This is a genomic window from Sedimentitalea sp. XS_ASV28, from assembly GCF_041224545.1.
Classification (GTDB): domain Bacteria; phylum Pseudomonadota; class Alphaproteobacteria; order Rhodobacterales; family Rhodobacteraceae; genus Sedimentitalea.
This window is the reverse complement of record NZ_JBGFGP010000125.1, coordinates 63,585-85,996: the sequence shown is the minus strand read 5'-3', so window position 1 is coordinate 85,996 and position 22,412 is coordinate 63,585. Positions and strand designations below refer to the sequence as shown.

21 protein-coding genes and 1 pseudogene are annotated in these 22,412 nt (G+C 61.6%); 6 read left to right on the top strand and 16 right to left on the bottom strand.

Translation table 11 applies throughout. The annotated features are described in order from the left end of the window. Positions 1–255: 255 nt before the first annotated feature. The gene (locus AB9K34_RS10285; RefSeq protein ID WP_369954332.1) at positions 256–561 is read right to left on the bottom strand and encodes an RNase H family protein; all 306 of its coding nucleotides are present in this window, start codon (positions 559–561) and stop codon (positions 256–258) included. On the opposite strand from AB9K34_RS10285, the pseudogene AB9K34_RS10280 reads away from it, so the two are divergent. Continuing rightward, positions 472–1,567 (top strand): annotated as a pseudogene (locus AB9K34_RS10280) (IS3 family transposase). The gene AB9K34_RS10285 and the pseudogene AB9K34_RS10280 sit on opposite strands and share 90 nt — an antisense overlap. Before the next feature lie 108 nt (positions 1,568–1,675). Here the strand turns inward: AB9K34_RS10280 and AB9K34_RS10275 are convergent. The 6 genes from AB9K34_RS10275 to AB9K34_RS10250 all read right to left on the bottom strand — a co-directional run bounded on the left by AB9K34_RS10275 (position 1,676) and on the right by AB9K34_RS10250 (position 7,408). Further along, a complete protein-coding gene (locus AB9K34_RS10275; RefSeq protein ID WP_369954331.1) occupies positions 1,676–1,987 on the bottom strand; it encodes a transposase in 312 nt (103 codons plus the stop codon). A gap of 10 nt (positions 1,988–1,997) precedes the next feature. Then, positions 1,998–2,432 carry a hypothetical protein gene (locus AB9K34_RS10270; protein WP_369954330.1) on the bottom strand — a complete coding sequence of 145 codons (435 nt, stop codon included), beginning with the start codon at positions 2,430–2,432 and terminating at the stop codon, positions 1,998–2,000. Positions 2,433–2,589: 157 nt separating this feature from the next. After that, a complete protein-coding gene (locus AB9K34_RS10265; RefSeq protein ID WP_369954329.1) occupies positions 2,590–3,738 on the bottom strand; it encodes a hypothetical protein in 1,149 nt (382 codons plus the stop codon). A 172-nt stretch (positions 3,739–3,910) separates the two neighbouring features. Beyond that, positions 3,911–4,987 (bottom strand): hypothetical protein, encoded by a 1,077-nt coding sequence (locus tag AB9K34_RS10260; RefSeq protein ID WP_369954328.1) that lies wholly within the window; start codon positions 4,985–4,987, stop codon positions 3,911–3,913. 199 nt (positions 4,988–5,186) lie between these two features. Then, complete coding sequence (locus AB9K34_RS10255; protein ID WP_369954327.1) at positions 5,187–6,395, bottom strand: aminopeptidase P family protein; 1,209 nt, start codon at positions 6,393–6,395, stop codon at positions 5,187–5,189. A gap of 224 nt (positions 6,396–6,619) precedes the next feature. Further along, positions 6,620–7,408, bottom strand: a complete 789-nt coding sequence (locus AB9K34_RS10250; protein WP_369954326.1) for an alpha/beta hydrolase — start codon at positions 7,406–7,408, stop codon at positions 6,620–6,622. An 85-nt stretch (positions 7,409–7,493) separates the two neighbouring features. On the opposite strand from AB9K34_RS10250, the gene AB9K34_RS10245 reads away from it, so the two are divergent. The 4 genes from AB9K34_RS10245 to AB9K34_RS10230 all read left to right on the top strand — a co-directional run bounded on the left by AB9K34_RS10245 (position 7,494) and on the right by AB9K34_RS10230 (position 12,854). After that, on the top strand, positions 7,494–8,969 hold the full coding sequence (locus tag AB9K34_RS10245; RefSeq protein ID WP_369954325.1) for an NAD-dependent succinate-semialdehyde dehydrogenase: 1,476 nt from the start codon (positions 7,494–7,496) through the stop codon (positions 8,967–8,969). A gap of 142 nt (positions 8,970–9,111) precedes the next feature. Then, positions 9,112–9,648 (top strand): RNA polymerase sigma factor, encoded by a 537-nt coding sequence (locus AB9K34_RS10240; RefSeq protein ID WP_369954324.1) that lies wholly within the window; start codon positions 9,112–9,114, stop codon positions 9,646–9,648. Further along, entirely contained in the window at positions 9,645–11,555 is a 1,911-nt protein-coding gene (locus AB9K34_RS10235; protein ID WP_369954323.1) for a von Willebrand factor type A domain-containing protein, read from the top strand. The genes AB9K34_RS10240 and AB9K34_RS10235 overlap by 4 nt, the downstream gene beginning before the upstream one ends. A 99-nt stretch (positions 11,556–11,654) precedes the next feature. After that, on the top strand, positions 11,655–12,854 hold the full coding sequence (locus tag AB9K34_RS10230; protein ID WP_369954322.1) for a cytochrome P450: 1,200 nt from the start codon (positions 11,655–11,657) through the stop codon (positions 12,852–12,854). Between the two features lie 180 nt (positions 12,855–13,034). Here AB9K34_RS10230 and AB9K34_RS10225 read toward each other — a convergent pair whose 3' ends face one another. From AB9K34_RS10225 to AB9K34_RS10200, 6 genes are all read right to left on the bottom strand, one after another. Next, positions 13,035–13,508, bottom strand: a complete 474-nt coding sequence (locus AB9K34_RS10225; RefSeq protein ID WP_369954321.1) for an Hsp20 family protein — start codon at positions 13,506–13,508, stop codon at positions 13,035–13,037. 138 nt (positions 13,509–13,646) lie between these two features. Then, entirely contained in the window at positions 13,647–14,438 is a 792-nt protein-coding gene (locus tag AB9K34_RS10220) for a serine protease (RefSeq protein WP_369954320.1), read from the bottom strand. A gap of 26 nt (positions 14,439–14,464) precedes the next feature. Beyond that, entirely contained in the window at positions 14,465–15,253 is a 789-nt protein-coding gene (locus AB9K34_RS10215) for a serine protease (protein WP_369954336.1), read from the bottom strand. Positions 15,254–15,348: 95 nt separating this feature from the next. Then, positions 15,349–16,671, bottom strand: a complete 1,323-nt coding sequence (glcF, locus tag AB9K34_RS10210) for a glycolate oxidase subunit GlcF (protein ID WP_369954319.1) — start codon at positions 16,669–16,671, stop codon at positions 15,349–15,351. A gap of 3 nt (positions 16,672–16,674) precedes the next feature. After that, positions 16,675–17,793 carry an FAD-binding protein gene (locus AB9K34_RS10205; protein WP_369954318.1) on the bottom strand — a complete coding sequence of 373 codons (1,119 nt, stop codon included), beginning with the start codon at positions 17,791–17,793 and terminating at the stop codon, positions 16,675–16,677. Positions 17,794–17,844: 51 nt separating this feature from the next. Further along, positions 17,845–19,290 carry an FAD-linked oxidase C-terminal domain-containing protein gene (locus tag AB9K34_RS10200; RefSeq protein WP_369954317.1) on the bottom strand — a complete coding sequence of 482 codons (1,446 nt, stop codon included), beginning with the start codon at positions 19,288–19,290 and terminating at the stop codon, positions 17,845–17,847. A gap of 79 nt (positions 19,291–19,369) precedes the next feature. Between AB9K34_RS10200 and AB9K34_RS10195 the strand changes: the two genes are divergently transcribed. Continuing rightward, the gene (locus AB9K34_RS10195; protein ID WP_369954316.1) at positions 19,370–20,080 is read left to right on the top strand and encodes a DUF599 domain-containing protein; all 711 of its coding nucleotides are present in this window, start codon (positions 19,370–19,372) and stop codon (positions 20,078–20,080) included. Positions 20,081–20,171: 91 nt separating this feature from the next. On the opposite strand, the gene AB9K34_RS10190 is transcribed toward AB9K34_RS10195, so the two are convergent. The 3 genes from AB9K34_RS10190 to AB9K34_RS10180 all read right to left on the bottom strand — a co-directional run bounded on the left by AB9K34_RS10190 (position 20,172) and on the right by AB9K34_RS10180 (position 22,408). Further along, the gene (locus AB9K34_RS10190; RefSeq protein WP_369954315.1) at positions 20,172–20,348 is read right to left on the bottom strand and encodes a hypothetical protein; all 177 of its coding nucleotides are present in this window, start codon (positions 20,346–20,348) and stop codon (positions 20,172–20,174) included. Between the two features lie 162 nt (positions 20,349–20,510). Continuing rightward, positions 20,511–21,827, bottom strand: a complete 1,317-nt coding sequence (locus AB9K34_RS10185) for a TRAP transporter large permease (RefSeq protein WP_369954314.1) — start codon at positions 21,825–21,827, stop codon at positions 20,511–20,513. Further along, entirely contained in the window at positions 21,824–22,408 is a 585-nt protein-coding gene (locus AB9K34_RS10180; protein WP_369954313.1) for a TRAP transporter small permease, read from the bottom strand. Before AB9K34_RS10180 ends, AB9K34_RS10185 begins: the two co-directional genes overlap by 4 nt. Between the last annotated feature and the right edge of the window lie 4 nt (positions 22,409–22,412).

The following is a 22,412-nucleotide window of genomic DNA, read 5'->3' as shown; positions in this document are numbered from 1 at the left end:
GCCCAGAACCTCCGCAAGCTGGCCAAGATCCTTCCTGCACCGCAGCAACCGTGAAAAGCCTGACAGGAAAAGCGCTCACGCCATGTTCAGCCGTCGATATTCTGCACTCGCGAACGGGTGTTTTTCCACGGAATCCGCGGTAAGCGGAATTTCGCTGCAGGTCAGAAACAACTTGCGCTGAGCCAATAAAGCGGTCGTTGGGCAGGGGCCAATACGATACGAGTGCAGAGCTGACCGCTATTCTTTGCTTTCGCGTCAGGACTTGTCGGGTATTAGATCGGCCTCCGCCATAAGACGTGCCTCTTCAGCCTGCTGACCGGCAAGCTTATCGGCGCGTTCATTGTTTGGATCACCGGCGTGCCCCTTTACCCAAACGATCTTGACGCGTCGCTTCTGTGCTTCGTTTTCAAACCTCTTCCACAGATCACTGAACCGCCCCGGGTTTGTCGGCGGCTCCAACTCTTGAGTAGGATGGAGCATCATGAACAAGACCACGAACAAGTTTCCCCTGTAGTCCGCGAGCGCGCCGTGCGGATGGTTCTCGACAACGGGGGTCAGCATGGATCTCGCTGGCAGGCGATCACGTCGATCGTAGCGAAGATCGGCTGCTCGGCGAACACGCTGAACGACTGGGTCAAAAAGGCCGAGGTCGACAGTGGCAGGCGCGCAGGCATACCCAACGACATTGCCGAGAGGATGAAGGCGCTGGAGCGGGAGAACCGCGAACTGCGTCAGGCCAATGAGATACTTCGGAAAGCGTCGGCGTATTTTGCGATGGCGGAGCTCGACCGCCGGTCGAAGTGATGCCGCCCTGCGGCCCGAGATCGAACGCGTCTGGGAGGAGAACTACAAGGTCTACGGCGTCCGCAAGATCTGGCGGCGGCTTGTCCGGGAAGGCGTCGATGTCGCGCGTTGCACGGTGGCGAGGCTCATGCGGGACATGGACATTCAAGGCATCATCCGCGGCAAACCGCATCGGACAACGATCCCTGACAAGAAAACTCCGTGCCCGCTGGACAAGGTCAACCGCGAGTTCCGCGTCCCCGCGCCCAACATGTTGTGGGTCAGCGATTTCACCTATGTCGCCACTTGGAAGGGCTTCGTGTATGTTGCTTTCGTCATCGACGCCTATGCGCGCAAGATCGTCGGCTGGCGCGCCAGCACCTCGGCGCAGACTGGTTTCATGCTGGATGCACTGGAGCAGACAGTCCATGACCGAAGGCCGACGAAGGCCATGGGATTGGTCCATCATAGCGATCGCGGCTCGCAATATCTGTCCATTCGCTACACCGAAAAGCTGGGCGAAGCCGGCATCGAACCTTCGGTCGGCAGTGTCGGCGACAGCTATGACAATGCCTTGGCCGAGACTATCAATAGCCTTTTCAAGGCTGAACTCATCCATCGCCGCGGCCCTTGACGCAGCTTCGAGAGCGTCGAATACGCCACGCTGGAAACGGTGGACTGGTTCAACAATCGCCGCCTCCTCGAGCCCATCGGGAACATCCCGCCCGCCGAGGCAGAGACAAACGTCTACGCAGCTCTGGAAGCTGAAGACATGGCCGCGTAACTAACGACAATCAGCCTCCGGCAAACCCGGGACGGTTCAGGATGTCATTTTGCGCATCCAGTGTTTGAGCTTTGCGAAAGCCTGTTCAATGGGGTTCAGATTGGGGCTTTATGGCGGCAGGAACAGAAGATGCGCGCCAACTGAGTGGATCGCGTGTCGCACGGCCTGGCTTTTGTGGCTGCCAAGGTCGTCCATGACCACCACGTCGCCCGAGCCCAGGGTCGGAACCAGCACGCGTTCGACATAGGTGCGGAAGATGTCGCCATTGACCGGGCCATCGAACACCCATGGGACGTCGATCCGGTCATGACGCAGGGCGGTGAGGAAGGTAGACGTGTTCCAGTGCCCGAACGGGGCGGTTCCGGGAAGGCGCTGGCATTTGGGAGCCCATCCTCGCAACGGAACCCTGTTCGTTTTCACCCAGGTTTCGTCAATGAACACGAGGCGACGCGGGTCGATCCGGCCCTGGTGGCGCTTCACATCGGGGCATTCGCGCTCGTCGGCAATCAATGTCTTTTTTGAAACTGAACCCACAACCGCGCAGGAAACGCCATACCGTATCGTGGCTGACCTCAATCCCGCGCTCCGCCATTTTCTCCTGCAACACAGACAGCGTGACATGCGGACGGGCCTGCACCTGATCCACCCGATCCAGCAGCCAGGCACGGCATGGTTCCAAGATTGGCCGACGATATCCGCCCATCTGCGCCGGGCTCAACGACCCGGTCTGTGCCGCGCGTTGCGTCCACCTCACCACGTTCGATGGGGCAATACCGAACCGGGCGGCAACGCTGCCGCAACGCGCGCCAGACTGCATCGTTACCACAACGCGTTCGCAAAGATCATTTGAATAGGGTTTCGTCATCCATGCTGACCTCCCTCACCAGTATGGATCATGAAGAACAACACGCCCGAGTTGGGAAACCAAGACGTTTCACTAAAAACTGAGCCGCTCTAGCAAATGAACGGGATCACTTTGAAAGGTCACGCCAGCGCCGAACGTCTCGAATCGCGAAGGGGGCTCAATATCTGAGAACGCGTCCGCCTGCGCCGACCACGAATTTGCGAACATCCGAGAAACCCGGCGGGTTGCGCTCGGCGAGGACCTGGAACGGGCGTTGCGGCAGAATGATCGCGCGCTCGGTGTGTGTGGCTCCGGTCTCGGCGCCGCGTGCGGAAAACGGATCGAGCGCAAAGACCTGGCGTTCGACGGTGGAAAACCAGCCGGCGCGCTCTTCTACTGCGCGTTCGCTTTCCAGATTCTCCGCTGTCCAGACAAGCGCCCAATCCTGACCTTCGGGTGCCGCTGCGTCGGCAAGAACGTCGGACAGTGGCCCGGACTGTGTCGTGTAGGCGCTGGAGTACATCGGACCAAGGTGGAACCGGCGCAACCGCTTGGGGTGCAGGTCGGCGAAATCCTCGTCAAAGCCGCGTGCGATGGTCAGAAGTTTCAGGCCGCCGAGGCTCTGGGCGATCAGATGCGCCTGAACGCCGGGCCAGCGCCGCTGGTCCTTGGGCAAGGCGGTGCGCCCCGTGTCCTCGACCTCCATCAGATAGACCACGGGGAGATTCACCTGGCTGTCATAAACGGCCCAATGCAACAGGAAGCTTCGCCGTTCGGCGCTCACATCGCCGAGCCAGACGCAATCGGGATCGTTCTGAACCCAGAACAGCTCGCCTCGCAGCAGTTCCTGATAATAGAGCCGCTGGGACAGGGCGAATTGTAGCTTGGTCGGGATCTCGCGGTCACTTACGATCACCCGAACCATTTCGTCCTTGAGGGCGGACTCGGATGGCAGGTTGGCCAGATGTTTGGCCGCCTGCTGCGCATCATTGGCCATTGTCATCAATTCGGTAGCGACGGGAAAACCGCTTTCGTGCGAGTCGATGGTGAGCGAGCCGAAAAACCGCCCGGTATCGCGCCCGACCAGAAGGTATTTCATCGACAGCGCCCGGAACGTGAAGGTCAAAGACATCATGTAGCGGGTGAGCAGCCGCACCTCGGTCTTGCGCAGCGTGCCCTCGGTTTCCATCGTTGCGGCCACACGGGTCAGGTGCCCGATGATGGCCTCGAACTTGCGGAAATAGCGGCGGCTCGCGAACAGCTCCGTTAGGCCGACATGGTCATGGTCGACCTTGATATCCGTGCTGCCATCGCCTTCGTGCGTCATTGCTTGCCCTGTTTCAGGCCTTGCCCGCAGGGCAAGGAGACAGGCCCGTGCAGACGTTCATGTGGGCGGCGCGATGCCGTTTCGACGTGCGCTGACCGGACATGAGGCCGATCCCCTAAATCGACATATTCCGCGAGAGGCGTTCCGAACGGTTCCAGCCCGGGCATCACCATCAGCCCCCATACAAATTCTTGTCGTGTTTCTCGACGATCGCCGCGAACCGGCGGGCAAAGCGTTCATCGGCCTTGGCCTTTTTCTCGAGCACGTCACGCGCAAACACCATGTGATCCTCGTGCGCCTCGAGCATGTCGGCCATTTTCTGATTGGTGGCGGTGCCGATGGCGGCCATGGCGGTCTGGGCCTCCTGGTCGGTCTTGACTCCGATCTCGTTGATCCGGTGTGCGACGTCCTGCTGCTGCGCGGTTTTCAACGATTTGGTCAACGCATCGTAAAGAACGACGCGCTGTGCCGTGTCGGTTTGCAGCTTGTTGATCAGAACCATCTGCGTGGCGGCCTGATTTTGCAAGCTGTCTACCCAGGATTTGCCTTTTTCGATATAGCGTTCGAGAGTCTGCGACTTGGCCAGTTTGACCTGTTCGTCCTGCACCAGCGCATTGTACTTGGCGTTCAGTTCGGCGAGCTGTGTCTCGAGCTTGGTGCGCGCTGCGGCGTCCTGCTCGACGCTGATCTTGTTCTCCAGCTCGATGATCTTGGGGTCCATACCCAGGATCTCGGCCCGCACCGACTCGAGTTCGCCAACCGTGCTCTCGCGTTCGTCCAGCGTGCGGGCGAGGTTGGTTTCGACCTTGTCCTTCTGATCGTTCAGAACCTCAAGCTGCCCTTCGAGCAGCTTGACGATCACGTCCGACTTGCCGATCAGATCCTGCAGCTTGTCATCGATATTGGCCATCCGCATCCGCTCTTGCCGCATCGATTCCGATTTCGCGCGGCTGAAGATGCCGACAAAACTCTCCCACCCGGTTTTCGAGCGCATCTCGTCGAAATCCTTGGAGAACGCGCTGGTGACGTCATCAAGACCCATGATCAGTTCCGCGATATTGGCGTTCATCACATCTGTATGGGCATGCACATCGTCCAGCGTGGCGTTTTCGATGTCGATGCTGGCATCCTCGCCGGCCTCGATTTTCGCGCGGGCGGCTTCGATCCGGCTGGTCATGGCCTTGATCTCGGATTGTCCCTTGGCCACTTGCGCCTGCGACTGGCGTACCATTTCGTCGAAATCGGCCATTGCGGTCTCCTGTCCTGAACCTTGCGGCAACCATTATTCAGCGGCCCCGACACGGGCCAGCGTCAATCTGGAAAAACCTTTGCAAATCACGCGGGGAAAGAAAAGCAACCAATGCACAAATCGGCAAACCGATCCGTCCGCGTAGTGTCGGGGGTGACACCCGGCACGCGGATGTCACCCCCGTCTTTTCCAGCCGCGCTTAGCCGACGACGTTGAAGTCCGGACCATAGGGATAACCGGTGATATTGTCGTTTCCATCATCGGTCATGACGAGGATATCATGTTCGCGATAGCCGCCCGCGCCCGGAGCGCCTTGCGGGATCGTCAGCATGGGTTCCATCGAAATCACCATGCCCGGTTCCAGAACGGTGTCGATATCCTCGCGCAGTTCAAGTCCCGCTTCGCGTCCGTAATAGTGGCTCAGAACGCCAAACGAGTGACCGTAGCCGAAGGTGCGATATTGCAGCAGGTCGCGGTCTTGCAAGAAGGCGTTGATCTTCTGGGTAATCTCCGAACAGCGGGCCCCCGGTTGCAACAGCGACATGCCGTATTCATGCGCGGCGATGTTTGCCTGCCAGTATTCCAGACCGGCGGCATCGACCTCTTGCACGAACATCGTCCGCTCCAGCGCGGTATAATAGCCGGAGATCATCGGAAACGCGTTGAGGCTCAGGATATCGCCGCGTTTCAGTGTCCGGCCCGTTACCGGGTTGTGTGCGCCGTCGGTGTTCAGCCCTGACTGGAACCACACCCAGGTGTCGCGGTATTCGGCATCGGGGAACCGCCGGGCGATTTCGGCTTCCATCGCGTCTCGCCCGGCCATGGCCACGTCGATTTCGCGAACGCCCGCACGGATCGCATCGCGAATGGCATAGCCGCCGATATCGGCAACCTGTGCCCCCTGCCGGATCAGCGCGATTTCGGCCTCGCTCTTGTGCATGCGTTGGCGCATGGTGGTTTCAAAGAGATCGACCATCGTCAGCGGTTGCAGGAAATCCTCGAGCTTGTCGCGCTGCATCAGGGTCAGGTGATCGCCCTCATAGCCGATGACCTTGCCGGTGCCCGTCACCGACGCCACCGCACGCCAGAAATTGTCGCGTTGCCAGTCGGTATAGGTGATGTTGTCACAGAAGCTGCGCCGCCAGGGCTGCCCGGCGTCGATCCCGGCGCTGATGGTCACACAGTCCTGCTCGGTCACCACCAGGCCATATGGGCGGCCAAAGGCGCAGTAGAGGAATCCCGAATAATAGGCGATGTTGTGCATCGAGGTGAACACGGCGGCGCTGGCCCCGGTGGCATCCATGCGTTCACGCAACTCTGTGATCCGGGATTGGTATTCCCCGGTTTCAAACGGAAGCACGGCCTTTTCGCCGTTGTGAAAACGATACATTTCCGGACGTGTGGTCATGAATGACCCTCCTTTGCAGAAAGGTCCCGGCGTTCAGGACGAAATCAAGCGAATCCACCGGGCGACGCCATCGACCGGATTGCTGCGTAGGTCGCCAATATCCGCCGCGCTGACAAGTCTTTTGTGGCGTATCACCGGGTTGATCATGCCGCTTTGGTCAACGGGTGCACCGCGCCGCTTGCCGATCGCATGACATGGCAGGTCACCGTTAGCATGCCGCTTGGTCAGTCTGCGATGAGGGTGCTGACCATCTCCGAGCCGGGATCCTGCAAAAGGTCGATCACATCGAAATGGTGTCTGCCCGGCGCGATGACATGCGGAACGCGCCACGCCTGCGCCAGCCAGCGCGCCTGATCGAGAAAGGCCGGACGCTCGTTCGCGCCGACCCAGACCGCGACCCTGGCATCGTGCCTGTCGCGCATCAGCAGCGGGCTTTCCGCGCTGGCATCCGCCATGCTCATCCGGAAGTCGGCATTCATCGATGTGCGGAGCAGCGGGCGCAGGTCGGACAGGGGCGAAATCGGCAGGATGGTCCGGAACCGCGCCGCGACGTCGGCAGGGATCAGCGCAGGGTCCGTCATGCGCGCCGAGAGGTGCCCGCCCGCGGAATGGCCGGTGATCGAGATCGGTCCGCTGGTGCGTCCCGCAACAAACCGGACAGCCTGCGCAATCTGGCGTGATATGGTGGCAATCGTAACCTCGGGGCAAAGATCGTAGGACGGCATGGCAACCGACCAGCCGCGCGCGATCAGCCCACCGGCGAGGTGTGACCACGAACTGCGGTCAAAGGCCCGCCAGAAGCCGCCATGAATGAAGAAAGCGGTCCCCTCGTGCCGCCCCACAGGATGAAACAGGTCCAGCACATGCCGCTCGCCGGGGCCGTAGGGCAGGGCGATCTCGGCCCGTTCCCCGAGTGCGGTTCGAAATGCGTGCGCCTCGGCCTGCCAGCGCGCAGGGTAGGCCGCCGCATCGTCGATATAGGCCCCGTTCGCGTATGCGTCATCAAGTTCCATCAGGTTTCCCGCAATGTGCTCTGGACAAAGCTTGCCCCACCTGATTTGCCTGCGCGAGTAATTTCTCTTGCGGGAGGGCACTTCAATGCTTGACACGACAACCGATCTCAAATCGTTGCTGAACGATCCGGACCTGCTGGTTACCAAGGCCTATATCGGCGGCCAGTGGATCGATGGCGACAACGGCACCTTTGCGGTCACCAACCCGGCACGGGGCGATGTCATCGCCGAAGTCGCCGACCTGAGCCGCGAGCAGGTCGCGGATGCGATCGCCCAGGCCGAAGCGGCCCAGAAGGAATGGGCGGCGATGACCGGCAAGGAACGGGCTGGCATCCTGCGTAAATGGTTCGACCTGATGATGGAGAACGCGCAGGATCTGGGCCGTATCCTGACCGCTGAACAGGGCAAGCCGCTTGCCGAAGCCGTCGGCGAAATCGCCTATGGCGCGTCTTTCATCGAGTTTTTTGGCGAAGAAGCCAAGCGGATTTACGGTGAGACCATTCCCGGCCATCAGCGCGACAAGCGGATCATGGTCATGAAACAGCCGATCGGGGTTGCGGCTTCGATCACCCCCTGGAACTTTCCGAACGCGATGATCACCCGCAAGGCGGCTCCGGCTCTGGCGGCCGGATGTTCCTTTGTTGCGCGTCCCGCCAAGGAAACGCCGCTTTCGGCCCTGGTCATGGGCGTACTGGCCGAGCGGGCGGGCATTCCGGCAGGGGTGTTCAACGTGGTCACCTCGTCTTCGGCGAGCGCGATCGGCAAGGAATTCTGCGAGAATCCGGCAATTCGCAAGCTCACATTCACCGGCAGCACCGAGGTTGGACGTATCCTGCTCAAGCAGGCGGCGGACCAGGTGATGAAATGCTCGATGGAACTGGGCGGCAACGCACCGTTCATCGTCTTTGACGACGCCGATATCGATGCCGCCGTCGAAGGCGCGATGATGTGCAAGTTCCGCAACAACGGCCAGACCTGTGTCTGCGCCAACCGGATCTATGTCCAGGCCGGCGTTTACGACGCTTTCGCGGCCAAGCTGAAGGTGGCGGTGGAAAACCTCAAGGTCGGTGACGGGCTGTCCGAAGGCGTGACCACCGGCCCGCTGATCAACAGCGAGGCGGTGGACAAGGTTCTTGAACATCTGGGCGATGTCACCTCGAAGGGCGGTGAAGTTCTGACCGGTGGCAAGAAGCATGAACTGGGCGGGACGTTCTTTGAGCCCACCGTGGTCACCGGCGTGACGCAGGACATGGCGGTCGCCAAGGAGGAAACCTTTGGTCCGCTGGCGCCGCTGTTCAAGTTCGATGACGTGGACGAAGTGATCGGGATGGCCAACGACACCATCTTTGGCCTTGCCGCCTATTTCTATGCCAAGGACCTGAGCCGCGTCTACAAGGTGGCCGAGGCGCTGGAATATGGCATCGTCGGCGTCAACACAGGTATCATCTCGACCGAGGTTGCGCCGTTCGGCGGCGTCAAGCAATCGGGGCTTGGCCGCGAAGGCAGCCATCACGGCATCGAGGATTACCTCGAAATGAAATATGTCTGCCTGTCGGTCTGAAACCGACAGGGCATGAAGTCGCCGGGGCGCCCGTTTGGGCGCCCCAATGCGTTTCAGGGCATGAATTTGCGGGTGTCGCGATTTTTTCTGGTTCTGGTCCAAGGATTGACCGCCCGCGCACGTCACAGTCTATGTGATGCGCATGAATGTGACTGACGAGGAACTGGCCAAAGCGGCGGCGCGGGGGGACCGGGCGGCGTTTTCGACATTGCTCGACCGTTGTTACGACCGGATGTTTCACCTTGCCTTTCGCTTGACCGGATCGCGGGCCGAGGCGGAAGACCTGACCCAGGACATATGCGCCGCGTTGCCCGCCAAGATTGCCCGTTTCGATGGCAAGGCGCGGTTCACCACCTGGCTGTACCGGGTCGTGGTGAACGCGGCCCATGATCGCCGCCGCAGGCAGGCCACACATATGCGCGCCGCGGATGGCTGGGGCAGTTGGGAGATCGCCCGCCGCGAGGCCGATGCGGAAACGGCGGAGCGGATCGACTGGCTGACCGTCGCGATGCGCGGCCTGCCTGACGATCTGCGCGATACGCTGGCACTGGTTCTGGATGACATGACACACGCTCAGGCGGCGGAAATCCTTGGCGTGTCCGAAGGAACGGTGAGTTGGCGCATTTCCGAGGTGAAACAGAAACTCAGGACGCAGCGGCAAGAGGAGGACCGGGCATGAGCGACGATCTTGATGATCTGCGGAACGCGATGCGCGCCGCAACGCCCGAACCCGACGCCGCGATCAGGGCGGCACATCTGGCGCTGGCGCGGAAAAATTTCGACCTGCTCCAAGGATCGCGCGAGACGGCGCGTCCCATATCCGATGGCTCGAAACCGAGCCTCTGGACAGGAGTAAAGATCATGCTGAATACACTGACCTCGCGGGCGGGCCTGACCGCGACCACCGCGATTGTTGCGGTTGCCTTTGTGGCGCTGACCCCGATGCGGGATGTCATTGTTCCGGGCGAGGCTCCGGATTTCGACCCCGCGCCGGCCATATCGGCAGGGCAGGCCGACAGGGCAGCGGACGACGCCGCGCAGATAGCGCAGGAAGCGCCTGTCGAGATTGCGGAGGATTTCATCGCAGGCACCGCACCCGCCGCGCAACGGATGTCCAAGACGCTTGCGGCACCCGAACCGGGGCAGGCCCTGATGCCCATGCCGCAGCCCGATATGCTGATGCCCCCGGAGGCCACGACCGAAGTTTTTGCGAATGCCGACAGCAATCCGTTGCAGATCACGGCAGAGGCCCCGGTTTCGACGTTTTCGATCGACGTGGACACGGCCTCATATGCGGTGTTGCGCAATTCGCTGATGCAAGGGCGATTGCCGGCGCGGGACATGGTGCGGGTTGAGGAACTCGTGAATTATTTCCCATATGACTATCCCGCGCCGGTCGGTGACGCGCCGTTCCAGACGACCGTTTCAGTGGCTCCGACGCCCTGGAACGCAGACACGCGGCTGGTCCATATCGGTATTCAGGGGGCTTTGCCCGATATTGCAGAGCGGCCTCCGCTGAACCTCGTATTCCTGATTGATACGTCGGGTTCGATGAACCAGCCGAACAAGTTGCCGCTGCTCAAACAGTCCTTTGCGCTCATGCTGGGGCAGCTGCGCGACGAAGACCAGGTTGCCATCGTGACCTACGCGGGAAGCGCGGGGCAGGTTCTGGAACCGACCGCGGCGTCTGACCGGCAGACGATCCTGGCGGCGCTGAACCGGCTGGATGCGGGAGGGAGCACCGCCGGACAGGCCGGATTGCAGCAGGCCTATGCCACCGCTGCCGCAATGGCGCAGGAGGGTGAGGTAAGCCGCGTCATTCTGGCCACGGATGGCGATTTCAACGTCGGGCTGTCGGAGCCGTCGGCGTTGGAGGATTTCATCGCCGACAAGCGCCGGAGCGGCACCTATCTCAGCGTGCTGGGCTTTGGACGCGGCAATCTGGACGATGCGACGATGCAGGCGCTGGCCCAGAACGGTAACGGGCAGGCGGCCTATATCGATACCCTGGCAGAGGCGCAGAAGGTGCTGGTCGACCAACTGACCGGGGCGCTGTTTCCGATTGCCGATGACGTGAAGATCCAGGTGGAATTCAACCCCGCGACGGTCGCCGAATACCGGCTCATCGGGTATGAAACCCGCGCCTTGCGACGCGAGGATTTCAACAATGACACTGTGGATGCGGGCGATATCGGGGCAGGGCACGCTGTCACCGCGCTATATGAGATCACCCCTGTCGGCTCGCCTGCCCGGTTGACCGACCCCTTGCGGTACGGGGCCGCTCCAACGGAGGCGACGAGCGACGAACTGGGGTTTTTGCGCCTGCGTTACAAGGCACCGGGCAGCGAAACCAGCCGGTTGATTGAAACCGAAATCGCAACGGATATGCCCGCGCAGGGCGACACCGAATTCGCCGCGGCGATTGCCGGGTTCGGGCAGCTGCTGCGCGGTGGCCGCTACCTGGGAAACTGGGGATATGACGAGGCCATCGCTCTTGCCAGCGCCGGCAAGGGGGAGGATCCCTACGGATATCGCACCGAAGCGATACAGCTCATGCGGCTGGCCCAGAGCCTTTCGGCGCAATGAACCCACGCCCCGACCCGGCCGCTTACGTCGGGTCGGGGCTGCATTTTGCGGCAATTCGGCTAGACTGTTGCCGATCTGCAGTAAATCTTGAGGCACCTGATGCCCGGAACCCTACGCGACATCCCCGATTTTCCCGCATATGTCGAAGGCCAGACCGATCATGAGTATATGGCCGCCGCCTGGGCACAGGGGCCGTTGGCGCGCAACCGGCTGGGAATCATATCCGGATTCTCGCTCGCCAACATGGACATGATCAACGACGATAGATGGACCCGTCAGCTCGAGCTGGAGGGGATGTTCATTTCAGGGGTCCGCGACGGACCGATGTTCGAGTTTCAGCGCAATGCCCTGCTGTTTTCCAACGGCCAGGTCCATCGCAACCGGCGCGGGCCGCTCGTTCGCAGCTTTGCGACCAGGGTTATTGCCGAAATGCGCCCGGCTATCGCAGCCAGGATCACGTCGCTGATCGCGCCGTTGCGGGGTGCGGGGTCGGTTGATTTTGTCGAGCATATCGCCGGGCCCTATCCCGCGCAGGTCATCGCTGCGTTGATCGGGGCGCCCGAAGCCGACACAAGCGCATTCGCGCGCCATGTCTATTCCGCGATCCGCGGGCTGTCGCATTGTTCCGACGAGGTCCGGGCCGAGTCCGACATGGACATGGCCGAACTGGACAGTTACGTCGCCGGTCTGATCGAACAGAGACGCGCGAGCCCCGAGGCGGATTTCCTGAGCACCTATCTTGGCCGGGTCGCGGACGGCCCGCTGAGCGAAGACGAAATACGCGCTCAGCTTGCGGCGCTGGTGCTGGCCGGTTCCGATACGACGCGTGGTGCGCTGGCCTCGACGGTGTCGCAATTGCTCCTGCATCCCGAGCAGTGGGCGCTGCTGGTGCAGGATCCCGAGCGTTGGGCCACGCCTGCGGTTCTGGAGGGGTTGCGCTATGATCCGATGATCGGCTCCTTGCCCCGCATCACGCTCGAACCGCGCGAGATCGAGGGTATTCTCATTCCCAAGGGCAGCTTTGTTGCGGTATCGATGCTGACCGCCCTTCGTGATCCTGACGTGTATGCGGATCCGGACAGTTTCGACATCACCCGAAGCGATCATCCGCGTTTGCATCCGGTTTTTGGCGGCGGGCCGCATCGGTGCCTTGGCGAAGCGCTTGCGCGGGTCGAACTGGAAGAGGCGCTCAAGGCGCTGGCGCGGCTGGTGCCGGATATGCGGCTGGATGGCCCGCCGGTCACTTTGCGTGGCTATGGCGCCGTGCGCAGCCTGAGCGATATGCGGGTGCTGCTCTGATCCAAAGCGTTTCGCGATTAACTTGAAACATCTGGCATCACCTGACGCGTTGAAATCTTTGATTTCAGGCAGCATCAGGTGATTCAGGTTTATCGCCAATTGCTATAGCAACAAGAAACCCCGCACCTGTCTGACCAGATGCGGGGCCAATCGTCTAACCGAGGGAAGTCAGAAGGACGATCAGTTCACGGCCTTGGCATCGACTACATCGGTTTCAACCGATTTGCCACTGACGCTGGTGATCTCGATGCGGCGCGGTTTGAGCGCTTCGGGAATTTCGCGGGTCAGGTCGATATGCAGCATGCCATCGGCGTGGCTGGCGCCGGTGACGCGCACATGCTCGGCCAGATGGAACCGGCGTTCGAACGCGCGGGTCGCGATGCCGCGATGCAGATAGGTGCGCTCGGTGTCATCCTCCGCCTTGCGGGCGGCCACGACAAGCGCGTTTTCCTTGACATCGACGCTCAGATCGCTGTCCGAGAACCCGGCAACCGCGATCGAGATCCGATAGGAATCGGCGGCGGTCTTTTCGATGTTGTAGGGGGGGTAACTGGATTGGCCGACATCGTTGGTCATGACACGGTCCATCAGATCGGCGATCTGGTCAAAACCCACGGTGGCGCGGTGCAGCGGTGCAAAATCAAAGTTACGCATTGTGATATCCTCATTCATCGAGCGATTTCAGAAGGGCTCTCCATCCTGGACGAACCCGATTGCAGTATTGCGGTCCGGAACCCGGTATGGCGTTCCGATGACAGAAATGTGGGGCGTGCGAACGCGGTTTCAAGACCCTCAGTTGCGGATAAATTTTGCTCCGGTCGATTGATTGCGCTCTCCGACCGGCAACCGGCGAATGCGATCCGGAACAGGACGGGGTGCATTGCGCAACTGTGCTTTGAGACGTCCGACGATTTTGGTCAGGCTCGGTCCCAATGCGACCGATTGCCCTTCGAACGTGCCGCCGCCCGAGATGACGGAAACGATGCGCCCCCGCGAGCCGACCCTGGCAAAAACCGGTGCCCCGGACGAGCCGAAGGTGACGTCGCAATCAAACGCCATCACATCATCGACGATTGCCAGGATGTTGCAGCGCCGCTGCCGTGACAAGGCTTCTGACCTGCCCTCCCCGTAGGACGTGACACTGACCGCAGTGCCGACGCGCTGGCCGGAATGCAGCACGAAGGGATCCGCGTCGCTGCTGACAATCGGCTTTTCCAGTTCCAGCAGGGCGATGTCGTGGCGGACGCGGTCGAGCCATTCTGTCGATCCCGGCACGTAGCCTTCAGGCACCGCAATCCGGGCCACGCCGCGCTCGGCAATGGCTACGCCATCGCGCAGCCCTGCACGAAACGTCAGGTTCCGGGGATCGCGCAATTGCCTGCTTTGCTTGTCAAAGACACAGTGTGCCGCCGTCAGCACGAGGGACGTGGCGATCAGCGTTCCGCTGCAATAGCCTCGGCCATCTATATCCAGCCGACCAACGGCCTCCCATCCCAGCAGATCGTCCCGGTCGCTCAGCCGGGCCAGCCCCGTCGATTGCGCCGCGCCGGATGTGGGCGACAGCAGCGATCCCAGGACCGCCATAAGGCACAGGTATCGGACACGGGCGATCACGGGCTTACGAATTTGGCGCCGATGTCGCGACGCGCGCCGCCCACCGTGATGCGGTTGGTTCTGGGCGCGACGGGCATGGAAAAGCCGTCGCCGTTTTCAAGCTGCGATTTCAGATGCGCCAGCGGTTCCGCCAGATCGGTGCCAAGCGCAACCCGCTGCCCCTTGACCTCGGCCTTGGCGGAGACCACCGAAACGATCCGCGGCCTCCCGCCGGCAAAGGCAAAGATCGGTGCGCCGGACGAGCCATGATCGACATCGCAGGACATGATCAGCATACCGTCCTGCCGCGCCATCACCTTGCACACCTCTTGCAGGGAGGGCGCGTCGGCGCGGTCGAGCGCATAGGATACCACGCCAACCTCGTCACCGCGTCGCGGGTGATCGGAGGTATCGAACGGAACGACCGTGGTGTTGCGGATGGGTTGCTGCAGTTCCAGCAGGGCCAGGTCGTTGCGAACGCGGGATGATGTCACGTCCTGGTCATACATATAGTCGGGATGAACAACCGCGCGTCGCACCTGTCGATAGGCCGAGGCACGCCCGTTACGCCAGCCGGCCAGAAATTCGAAGGATCCCGGGTCTATTCGTGTTTTCGTCGGTTTGTCGAACATGCAATGCGCCGCCGTCAGCACGAGGTCAGGCGCAATCAACGCCCCGGTACAAAACCCGGCGCCCTTGATGTCGAGCCGCCCCACCGCATCCCATTGGCGGCCGGACTCGGTGGTTTCCAGACGTTTGAGCGCGCTGTCCTGTGCCGCGACCGCGAGCGGGCAGAACAGGACCATCAGACAGAAAAACCAGAGACGCAAGCAACCACTCCCGCGAGGATCAAGGCAAAGGATATTCGAATGTTGCGGCGAAAGCGGGACGCCTGCAAGCCTTACCTGAGGACCGGCACCGACATCTCGCCCGGGCAGTGTGCAGACAGGGCCGGTGGCCGTGGCCCCCCGGTCGCCCAGTCGAGCAGTTCGACCGTATGCACGACGGGCACGTCCGCCCCCGAGCCGAGTTGCATCATGCAACCGATATTGCCGGCGGCGATGATGTCGGGCGATTTCGCCTTGAGCGTGCGCAGCTTGCGTGTCTTGAGTTCGGCCGAAATCTCGGGCTGCATCAGGTTGTAGGTGCCGGCCGAGCCGCAACACAAATGGCTGTCGGCAGGTTCGACAACGGTAAAGCCCGCGCGTTTCAGCAGGGTCTTGGGATGGGTCCTGATCTGCTGCCCATGTTGCAGAGAACAGGCCGCGTGATAGGCGACGACCGTATTCCTCGGCGCGGCTTCGGGCAGATCGAGCCGGGTGAGAATTTCGCTCACGTCCATTGCAATCTCAGACACCCGCGCAGCATCAGCGGCGAGGGGATCATTGCGGAACATGTGGCCGTAATCCTTGACCGTGGTGCCGCAACCCGAGGTGTTGATCACAATGGCATCAAGCCCGTCGCCATCCATCTCGGCCACCCAGGCGCGGATGTTCCTGGCGGCGGCTTCATGGCTTTCATCGGTCTTGCCCATGTGATGCGTCAGCGCCCCGCAACACCCGGCACCGCGTGCCACGACGACTTCGCAGCCAAAGCGGCGCAATATGCGAATGGTCGCATCATTGATATCCGTGTTCAGCGCCTTTTGCGCACATCCGGTCATCAGGGCCACCCGCATGCGTCGGGGCGCGGTGGGAGCAAAGCTCTGCGGGTCGTCATTGCGGCTGACAGGGGGAATGGTCCGGGGGGCCATTGCGATCATCGCGCGCAGCCGTGCGTCGGGCATCAACCGGGCGAAAGGCCGACCGATTTTTGCCCCGAGCAGCGCCAGGCGAAACCGTGTCGGGTAGGGCAGGATACGGGCAAGTATCCAGCGCAAGACCCGATCGCCGAACGGGCGCTTGTAACGTTTCTCGATATAGGCGCGCGCATGGTCGACCAGATGCATGTAGTGAACGCCCGACGGGCATGTCGTCATGCAGGCAAGACAGCTCAGGCAGCGGTCGATATGCAGCACCGTGCGTTCGTCGGGCACGCGCTCGTTTTCGAGCATGTCCTTGATCTGGTAAATCCGTCCGCGCGGGCTGTCGAGCTCGTCGCCCAGCACCTGGTAGGTCGGGCAGGTCGCGGTACAAAATCCGCAATGCACACAGGATCGCAGGATTTCGTTGCTGCGCTGGATCGCGGGATCACGAAGCTGGGTGGGGGTGAATGTGGTCTGCATGGCTCAGGTTCTCCCCATCAGGCCGCGATTGAAAATGCCGCGCGGGTCGAAGCGGGCGCGCAACCGGGCGCTGATGTCCTGGATCGGGTCGGGTTCCGGCTGGAACATGCCCAGGGCCGCGCGGGTTTCGGCATCGGCACGGATCAACGTGGCATGGCCGCCAAATGCACCGAGGCGTCCGCGCAGATCGGTTGCCGAAGGAACGCACACCCAGATCAGCCCGCCGCCCCAGTCCAGCAACACGCCTTCGGCATCGAGCCTGTCGCAAATCTCCGGCGCATCGGAGGGTTTGACCGAGAGCCGCCAGACGTCGCCGGGTGCATCCGCAAATGTCTCGACGTCGCGGATGCGTTTCCACAGGGCGTCCGAGGCGTCGGCGTCTTCGATGGCAGTGACCGTACCGTGACCGCCCAGCAGGTCGGTGAGGCGACCGAGCCGATAGGCGACCGAATCGACAAAACCCTCGATGCGGATGAAAACCGAGTCCTCTGCCGGATCAAAGGCGGCGCCCGATACTTCGTAGGGCGAACCGAGGGCTGCGGACATGGCGCGGACGGCCCCGGCCAGACCTGTATCGGAGACCACAACAGTTGCCTGTGTTTCCGCGCGGGGCAGCACCTTGAGAGACACTTGTGTCAGCACCCCCAGCGTCCCCCAACTGCCGGCCATCAGCTTGACCAGATCGTATCCGGTCACGTTCTTCATGACACGGCCACCGTTCTTGATGACGGTGCCGGTGCCGTCGATATAGCGCACACCGAGCAGGAAATCGCGGCAGGCGCCGGCCTGAACCCGCCGAGGCCCGGAAATGTTGCCGGCCACGACGCCGCCGATGGTCGGCTCGCCCGTGGTGCCCAGCAGCGGGCGGTGGTCCATCGGTTCGAACGCGAGCCGCTGATTTTCGGTGGCGAGCAGGCGTTGCAGCTCGCCAACCGGTGTGCCCGCCGCGGCGACGAGCGTCAGCGCCCCGGGTTCGTACAGGTCGATACCGGTCAGCCCGGAGGTCTCAAGCGTCTCTCCCCAGGGGCGCACACCACGACTGCCACCGCCCCGTATGGCCAGAGGGTCGCGCGCGCCAGCAATCAGGCCGGCCAGATCGGCCTCGGTTTCTACGGGTGTCATGATGGTTCTGTCCTGGTCGTTTCGACGGGGGATGCGGTGATGCCGGACCGCTCACGCTGCGGCGGCGGCAGTGCGGCGGGCTTCGGATTGCGACAGCGGAAAGACCTTGGCGGGATTGAGCAACCACGCCGGGTCAAACACGTCCTTGACCGCCATCTGTGCCTCGAGATCTTCGGGGCTGTACTGGTGCAACATCAGGTCCCGCTTTTCGATGCCGACGCCGTGCTCGCCGGTCAGACAGCCGCCGACATCGACGCAGAGTTTGAGAATCTCGGCACCAAGAGCCTCGCAGCGCTCAAGATCGCCGGGCTTGTTCGCGTCAAACAGGATCAGGGGATGCATGTTGCCGTCGCCTGCATGAAACACGTTGCCCACTTCGAGGCCGATGTCGCGGGCCAGTTCGCCGATCCGGCGCAGCACCTCGGGAAGGGCGGAAACAGGGATTGTCCCGTCAAGGCACATGTAATCGTTGATCTGTCCGATTGCGCCAAAGGCGCTCTTGCGACCGAGCCAGATGCGTGCGCTTTCCTCGGGCGATTTGCTTTCGCGTAGTTCGACGGGGTTGTGGCGGCGGGCGATCTCGATGATCCTCGCCAATTGCGCGTCGATCTCGGCCTCCGACCCTTCGACTTCGACGATCAGAAGGGCCTCGCAATCCGGATAGCCCGCGTTGGCAAAGGCATCGCTGGTGCGGATGCACAGCCGGTCCATGAATTCGATCGCGACCGGCAGAACACCCGCCTTGATGATGTTGCTGACACAAGCGCCCGCGACCTCGCTGTCGTCAAATCCCATCAGCACCGGTCGCGCGCCTTCGGGTTTTGGCAGGATGCGCAGCGTCGCCTCGGTCACCACGCCAAGCTGTCCCTCGGAACCGCAGATCACGCCCAGAAGATCAAGGCCCGCCGCGTCCAGATGCGCGCCACCGATCTCGACCACCGTGCCATCCATCATCACCATGGTGACACCCAGAAGGTTGTTGGTGGTCACGCCATATTTCAGGCAATGCGCGCCGCCGGAGTTCATCGCGATGTTGCCCGAGATCGCGCAGGCCAGTTGGCTGGACGGATCGGGAGCGTAAAAGAAATCCTCTTCTTCAACCGCGCCCGTGACCGAGAGGTTGGTGCGCCCCGACTGTACGCGGATGATGCGGTTGTCATAGTCGGTCTCCAGCACCGCGTTCATGCGGGCAACGCCGAGGATTACACTATCCGCAGTCGGCAGCGAGCCGCCGGCCAGCGATGTGCCCGCGCCCCTTGGAACGACCGGCACGCCTTCCTGGTGGCAAATGCGCAGAACGTCCGACACCTCGCGCGTGGTGGAGGGCAGTACCGCCAGCATCGGTGGGCAGCGATATGCGGTCAGCGCGTCGCACTCATAGGCGCGGGTCTCGGCCGGTTCGTGGATCAGCGCATCGGCGGGCAGTACCCCGGACAGCCGTTCGATCAGACGGGACTTGCGCGCCAGAACGGCGGGATTTGGGGGCGGCATTTCCATGCGGATCTCCGTTTTGGTAAATTTATATTACCAATTATGGTGTCTGGCAAGTGATTTGCAGTCGTCCTACTGTTACATCATGACCGTGATACAGACCCTCACCCTGTTTTCCCCTCTCGATCTGGCGGCTCTGTTCTGGCTGGTTCTGGCGATTGTCTGGATCGGCTGGCGGATCGAGTCGCCGCCCGAGGGGCAGCCATCGGTCTCGGTTCTCATGGTGGGTTTTCGGCGGGAATGGATGCGCAACATGATCTCGCGCGAACCCAGGGTGTTCGATGCGCAACTGATCGGGAACCTGCGGCAGGGAACGGCCTTTTTTGCGTCTGCGTCGATGATCGCCATCGGCGGGACGCTGGCCGTGATCGGCAATACCGATCAGCTTGCCGGTCTGGTGACGGACCTGACGCACGGCAACGCCCCGGCGATCGTGTGGGAGGTCAAGGTGCTGTTGGTAGTGGCGTTGCTGGCGAATGCGTTTCTCAAATTCGTCTGGGCACATCGCCTTTTCGGATATTGCGCGGTTCTCATGGCGTCTGTGCCCAACGATCCCGAAGACCCGCGAACCTATCCGCGCGCGGAGCAGGCGGCGGATGTCAACATCACCGCGGCGCGCAGTTATAACCGGGCGATGCGATCCGTATATTTCGCGCTCGCGTCGGTGGCGTGGCTGTTGGGGCCGGCCGCATTGATGATCGGGGTTGTCGTGACCACGGCGGTTCTCTATCGGCGCGAATTTGCCTCGGAGTCGCGGGCGTCGCTCTTGCGTGTTCCATCGGAAAAGACAGCGTAGCGTTCCGCTGAAAGTGAAATCTGGGTCGTAATGTCGGATGCACGTCAGCGTGGCTTGACGTGACGGGGGGCTGTCGGCGCAGGGCGTCGCCCTATTGCGGTTTCTGACCCTTCGACAGGATCATGTCGGGCAGGATCAGCGCTTCGATCAGCTCCTTGCACAGACCGTTGCATTCGGTACAGCCGATGCAAGGTCCTGTCAGCTTGGAGATCTCGGTTGCAAGCGCGGCGGTGCGCGGTGCTTCGGCGACTTGACGATTAATATACATAACAACTCCAATACTCGTGTTCCTCGGGCACATGCCCCGGTTGCGAGGCAAAATAAGCCCCTCGTGATTCCAACGCTATCACGACTCGTTAAATCGACAAAAGTCTTTGATTCCAGACCCCGCGACCGCAATCCACCGGATGGTGCGATCGCTTAACCTGTCTCAGCCCGGAAGCAGGAAGAGCGTAATCGCCGGAAACATCACCAATATCACCACGCGCACGAGGTCTGAGCCGACGAAGAACATCACCGCCTTGTAGGTTTCAATCATTGGCGTCTTGCGATCCATCGCGTTGATGATAAACAGATTCATGCCCACCGGCGGCGTGATCAGACCGACCTCGACCACGATCAGTACGAGGATGCCGAACCAGATCGCCACGTGTTCCGGGCTCATTCCGAAGTCAAGGATACTGATCACCGGAAAGAAGATCGGGATGGTCAGCAGGATCATCGACAGGCTGTCCATGAGACAACCGAACAGCAGATAGAACACGAGGATCAGCGACAGGACAACCCAAGGGCTCAGACCCTGGCTCACGACGAAGTTCGACAACTCCTGCGGGACCTGCGTCAGGGCGAGAAAGCCGTTGTAGAACCCTGCGCCGAGGACGATGAAGAATACCATCGCGGTGGATCGCGCGGTGACCAGAAAGCTCTCGATCAGCGTCGATACGGTCAGCCCGCCATTCAGGAATGCAATCAACCCGGTGCCAGCCGCCCCGACGGCGGCGCCTTCGGTCGGCGTGAACCAGCCGAGATAGATGCCGCCGACCACAAGGCCGAACACCAGCAGCACGGGCCAGACCCGGAAAAGCGCGGTAAAGCGGTCGGCATAGGGAACCGGCGGGCGTGTGCCGGCAGAATCAGGGTAAAGCCGCACATAGATCGAGATCGCGATCACATAGCCAAGCGCCGCGAGCAGGCCGGGAATGAAAGCCGCAAGGAACAGTTTGGCGATATTCTGTTCGGTCAGGATGGCATAGATCACCAACACCACGGATGGCGGGATCAGGATGCCCAGCGTGCCGCCCGCAGCCAGGGTGGCCGTCGAAAAACCGCCGGCATAGCCGTATTGGCGCAGCTCGGGCAGGGCGACGCGCCCCATGGTGGCGGCGGTTGCAAGGGAACTGCCGCAGATGGCACCAAACCCTGCGCAGGCACCGATTGCCGCCATCGCCACACCGCCCCGGCGGTGGCCGAGAAAGCCCTCGGCAGCCCGGAACAGAGCCGAGGACATACCGCCCAGCGTTGCGAAATGCCCCATGAGCAGGAACATCGGGACGATGCTCAGCGAATAGCTGGAGAAGGTCGTGTAGGTTTCGTTCTTGAGCCGCGAGAAAGCCACATTGGTGCCGTCCGTCACGATCACCAGCCCGACCAGGCCGACAACGAACATGGCAAGGCCGATCGGGACCCGCAGGAAGATCAGGACCATGAGTGCGGGGAAGGATGCGATGCCGATTTCAAGCGCACTCATGCGTCGGCCTCCGTGCCCTCGGTCATGACAATCCGACCGGTCGAAAATTCATAGATCCGGATTGCGGCGACATACAGGCCGACAATCGCAGCGACCACGGCACCGAACAGGCTGGCCGCATAAGCCCACCAGACTGGAAATTGCAACAGGAAGCTGGTCTCTCCATAGCGCATCTTGCTGATCATGCCGTCATAGAGCTTGACCGCGATCAGGATCAGCACGGCGGCAAATACCGTTTCTGTCACCATGCGCAGAAATCGGTTCATCCCGGCGGACAGCTTGTTGGTGAAGATGTCGACCGATGCGTGCCCTGCGGTGATCTGGCACAGCGGGATGAATGCGAAAATGGCAAAGGCAACACCGGCCTCGACCAGTTCGAAATCGCCGTTTACCGGGCCGACACCGATCCTGATCATCCAGTTCGAAACGCTCGGCAACAGGCTCTGCATGACGTCGCTGTGAAACAGGCCATTCAGCAACCGCCCGGCGATCGACAAACAGGTCAGCAGGATAAGGAAGCTCAGGGCGATACCGCCCAGAACCGCCATGAAACGGGCCAGGCCCATCATGAACTTGTGCATAATT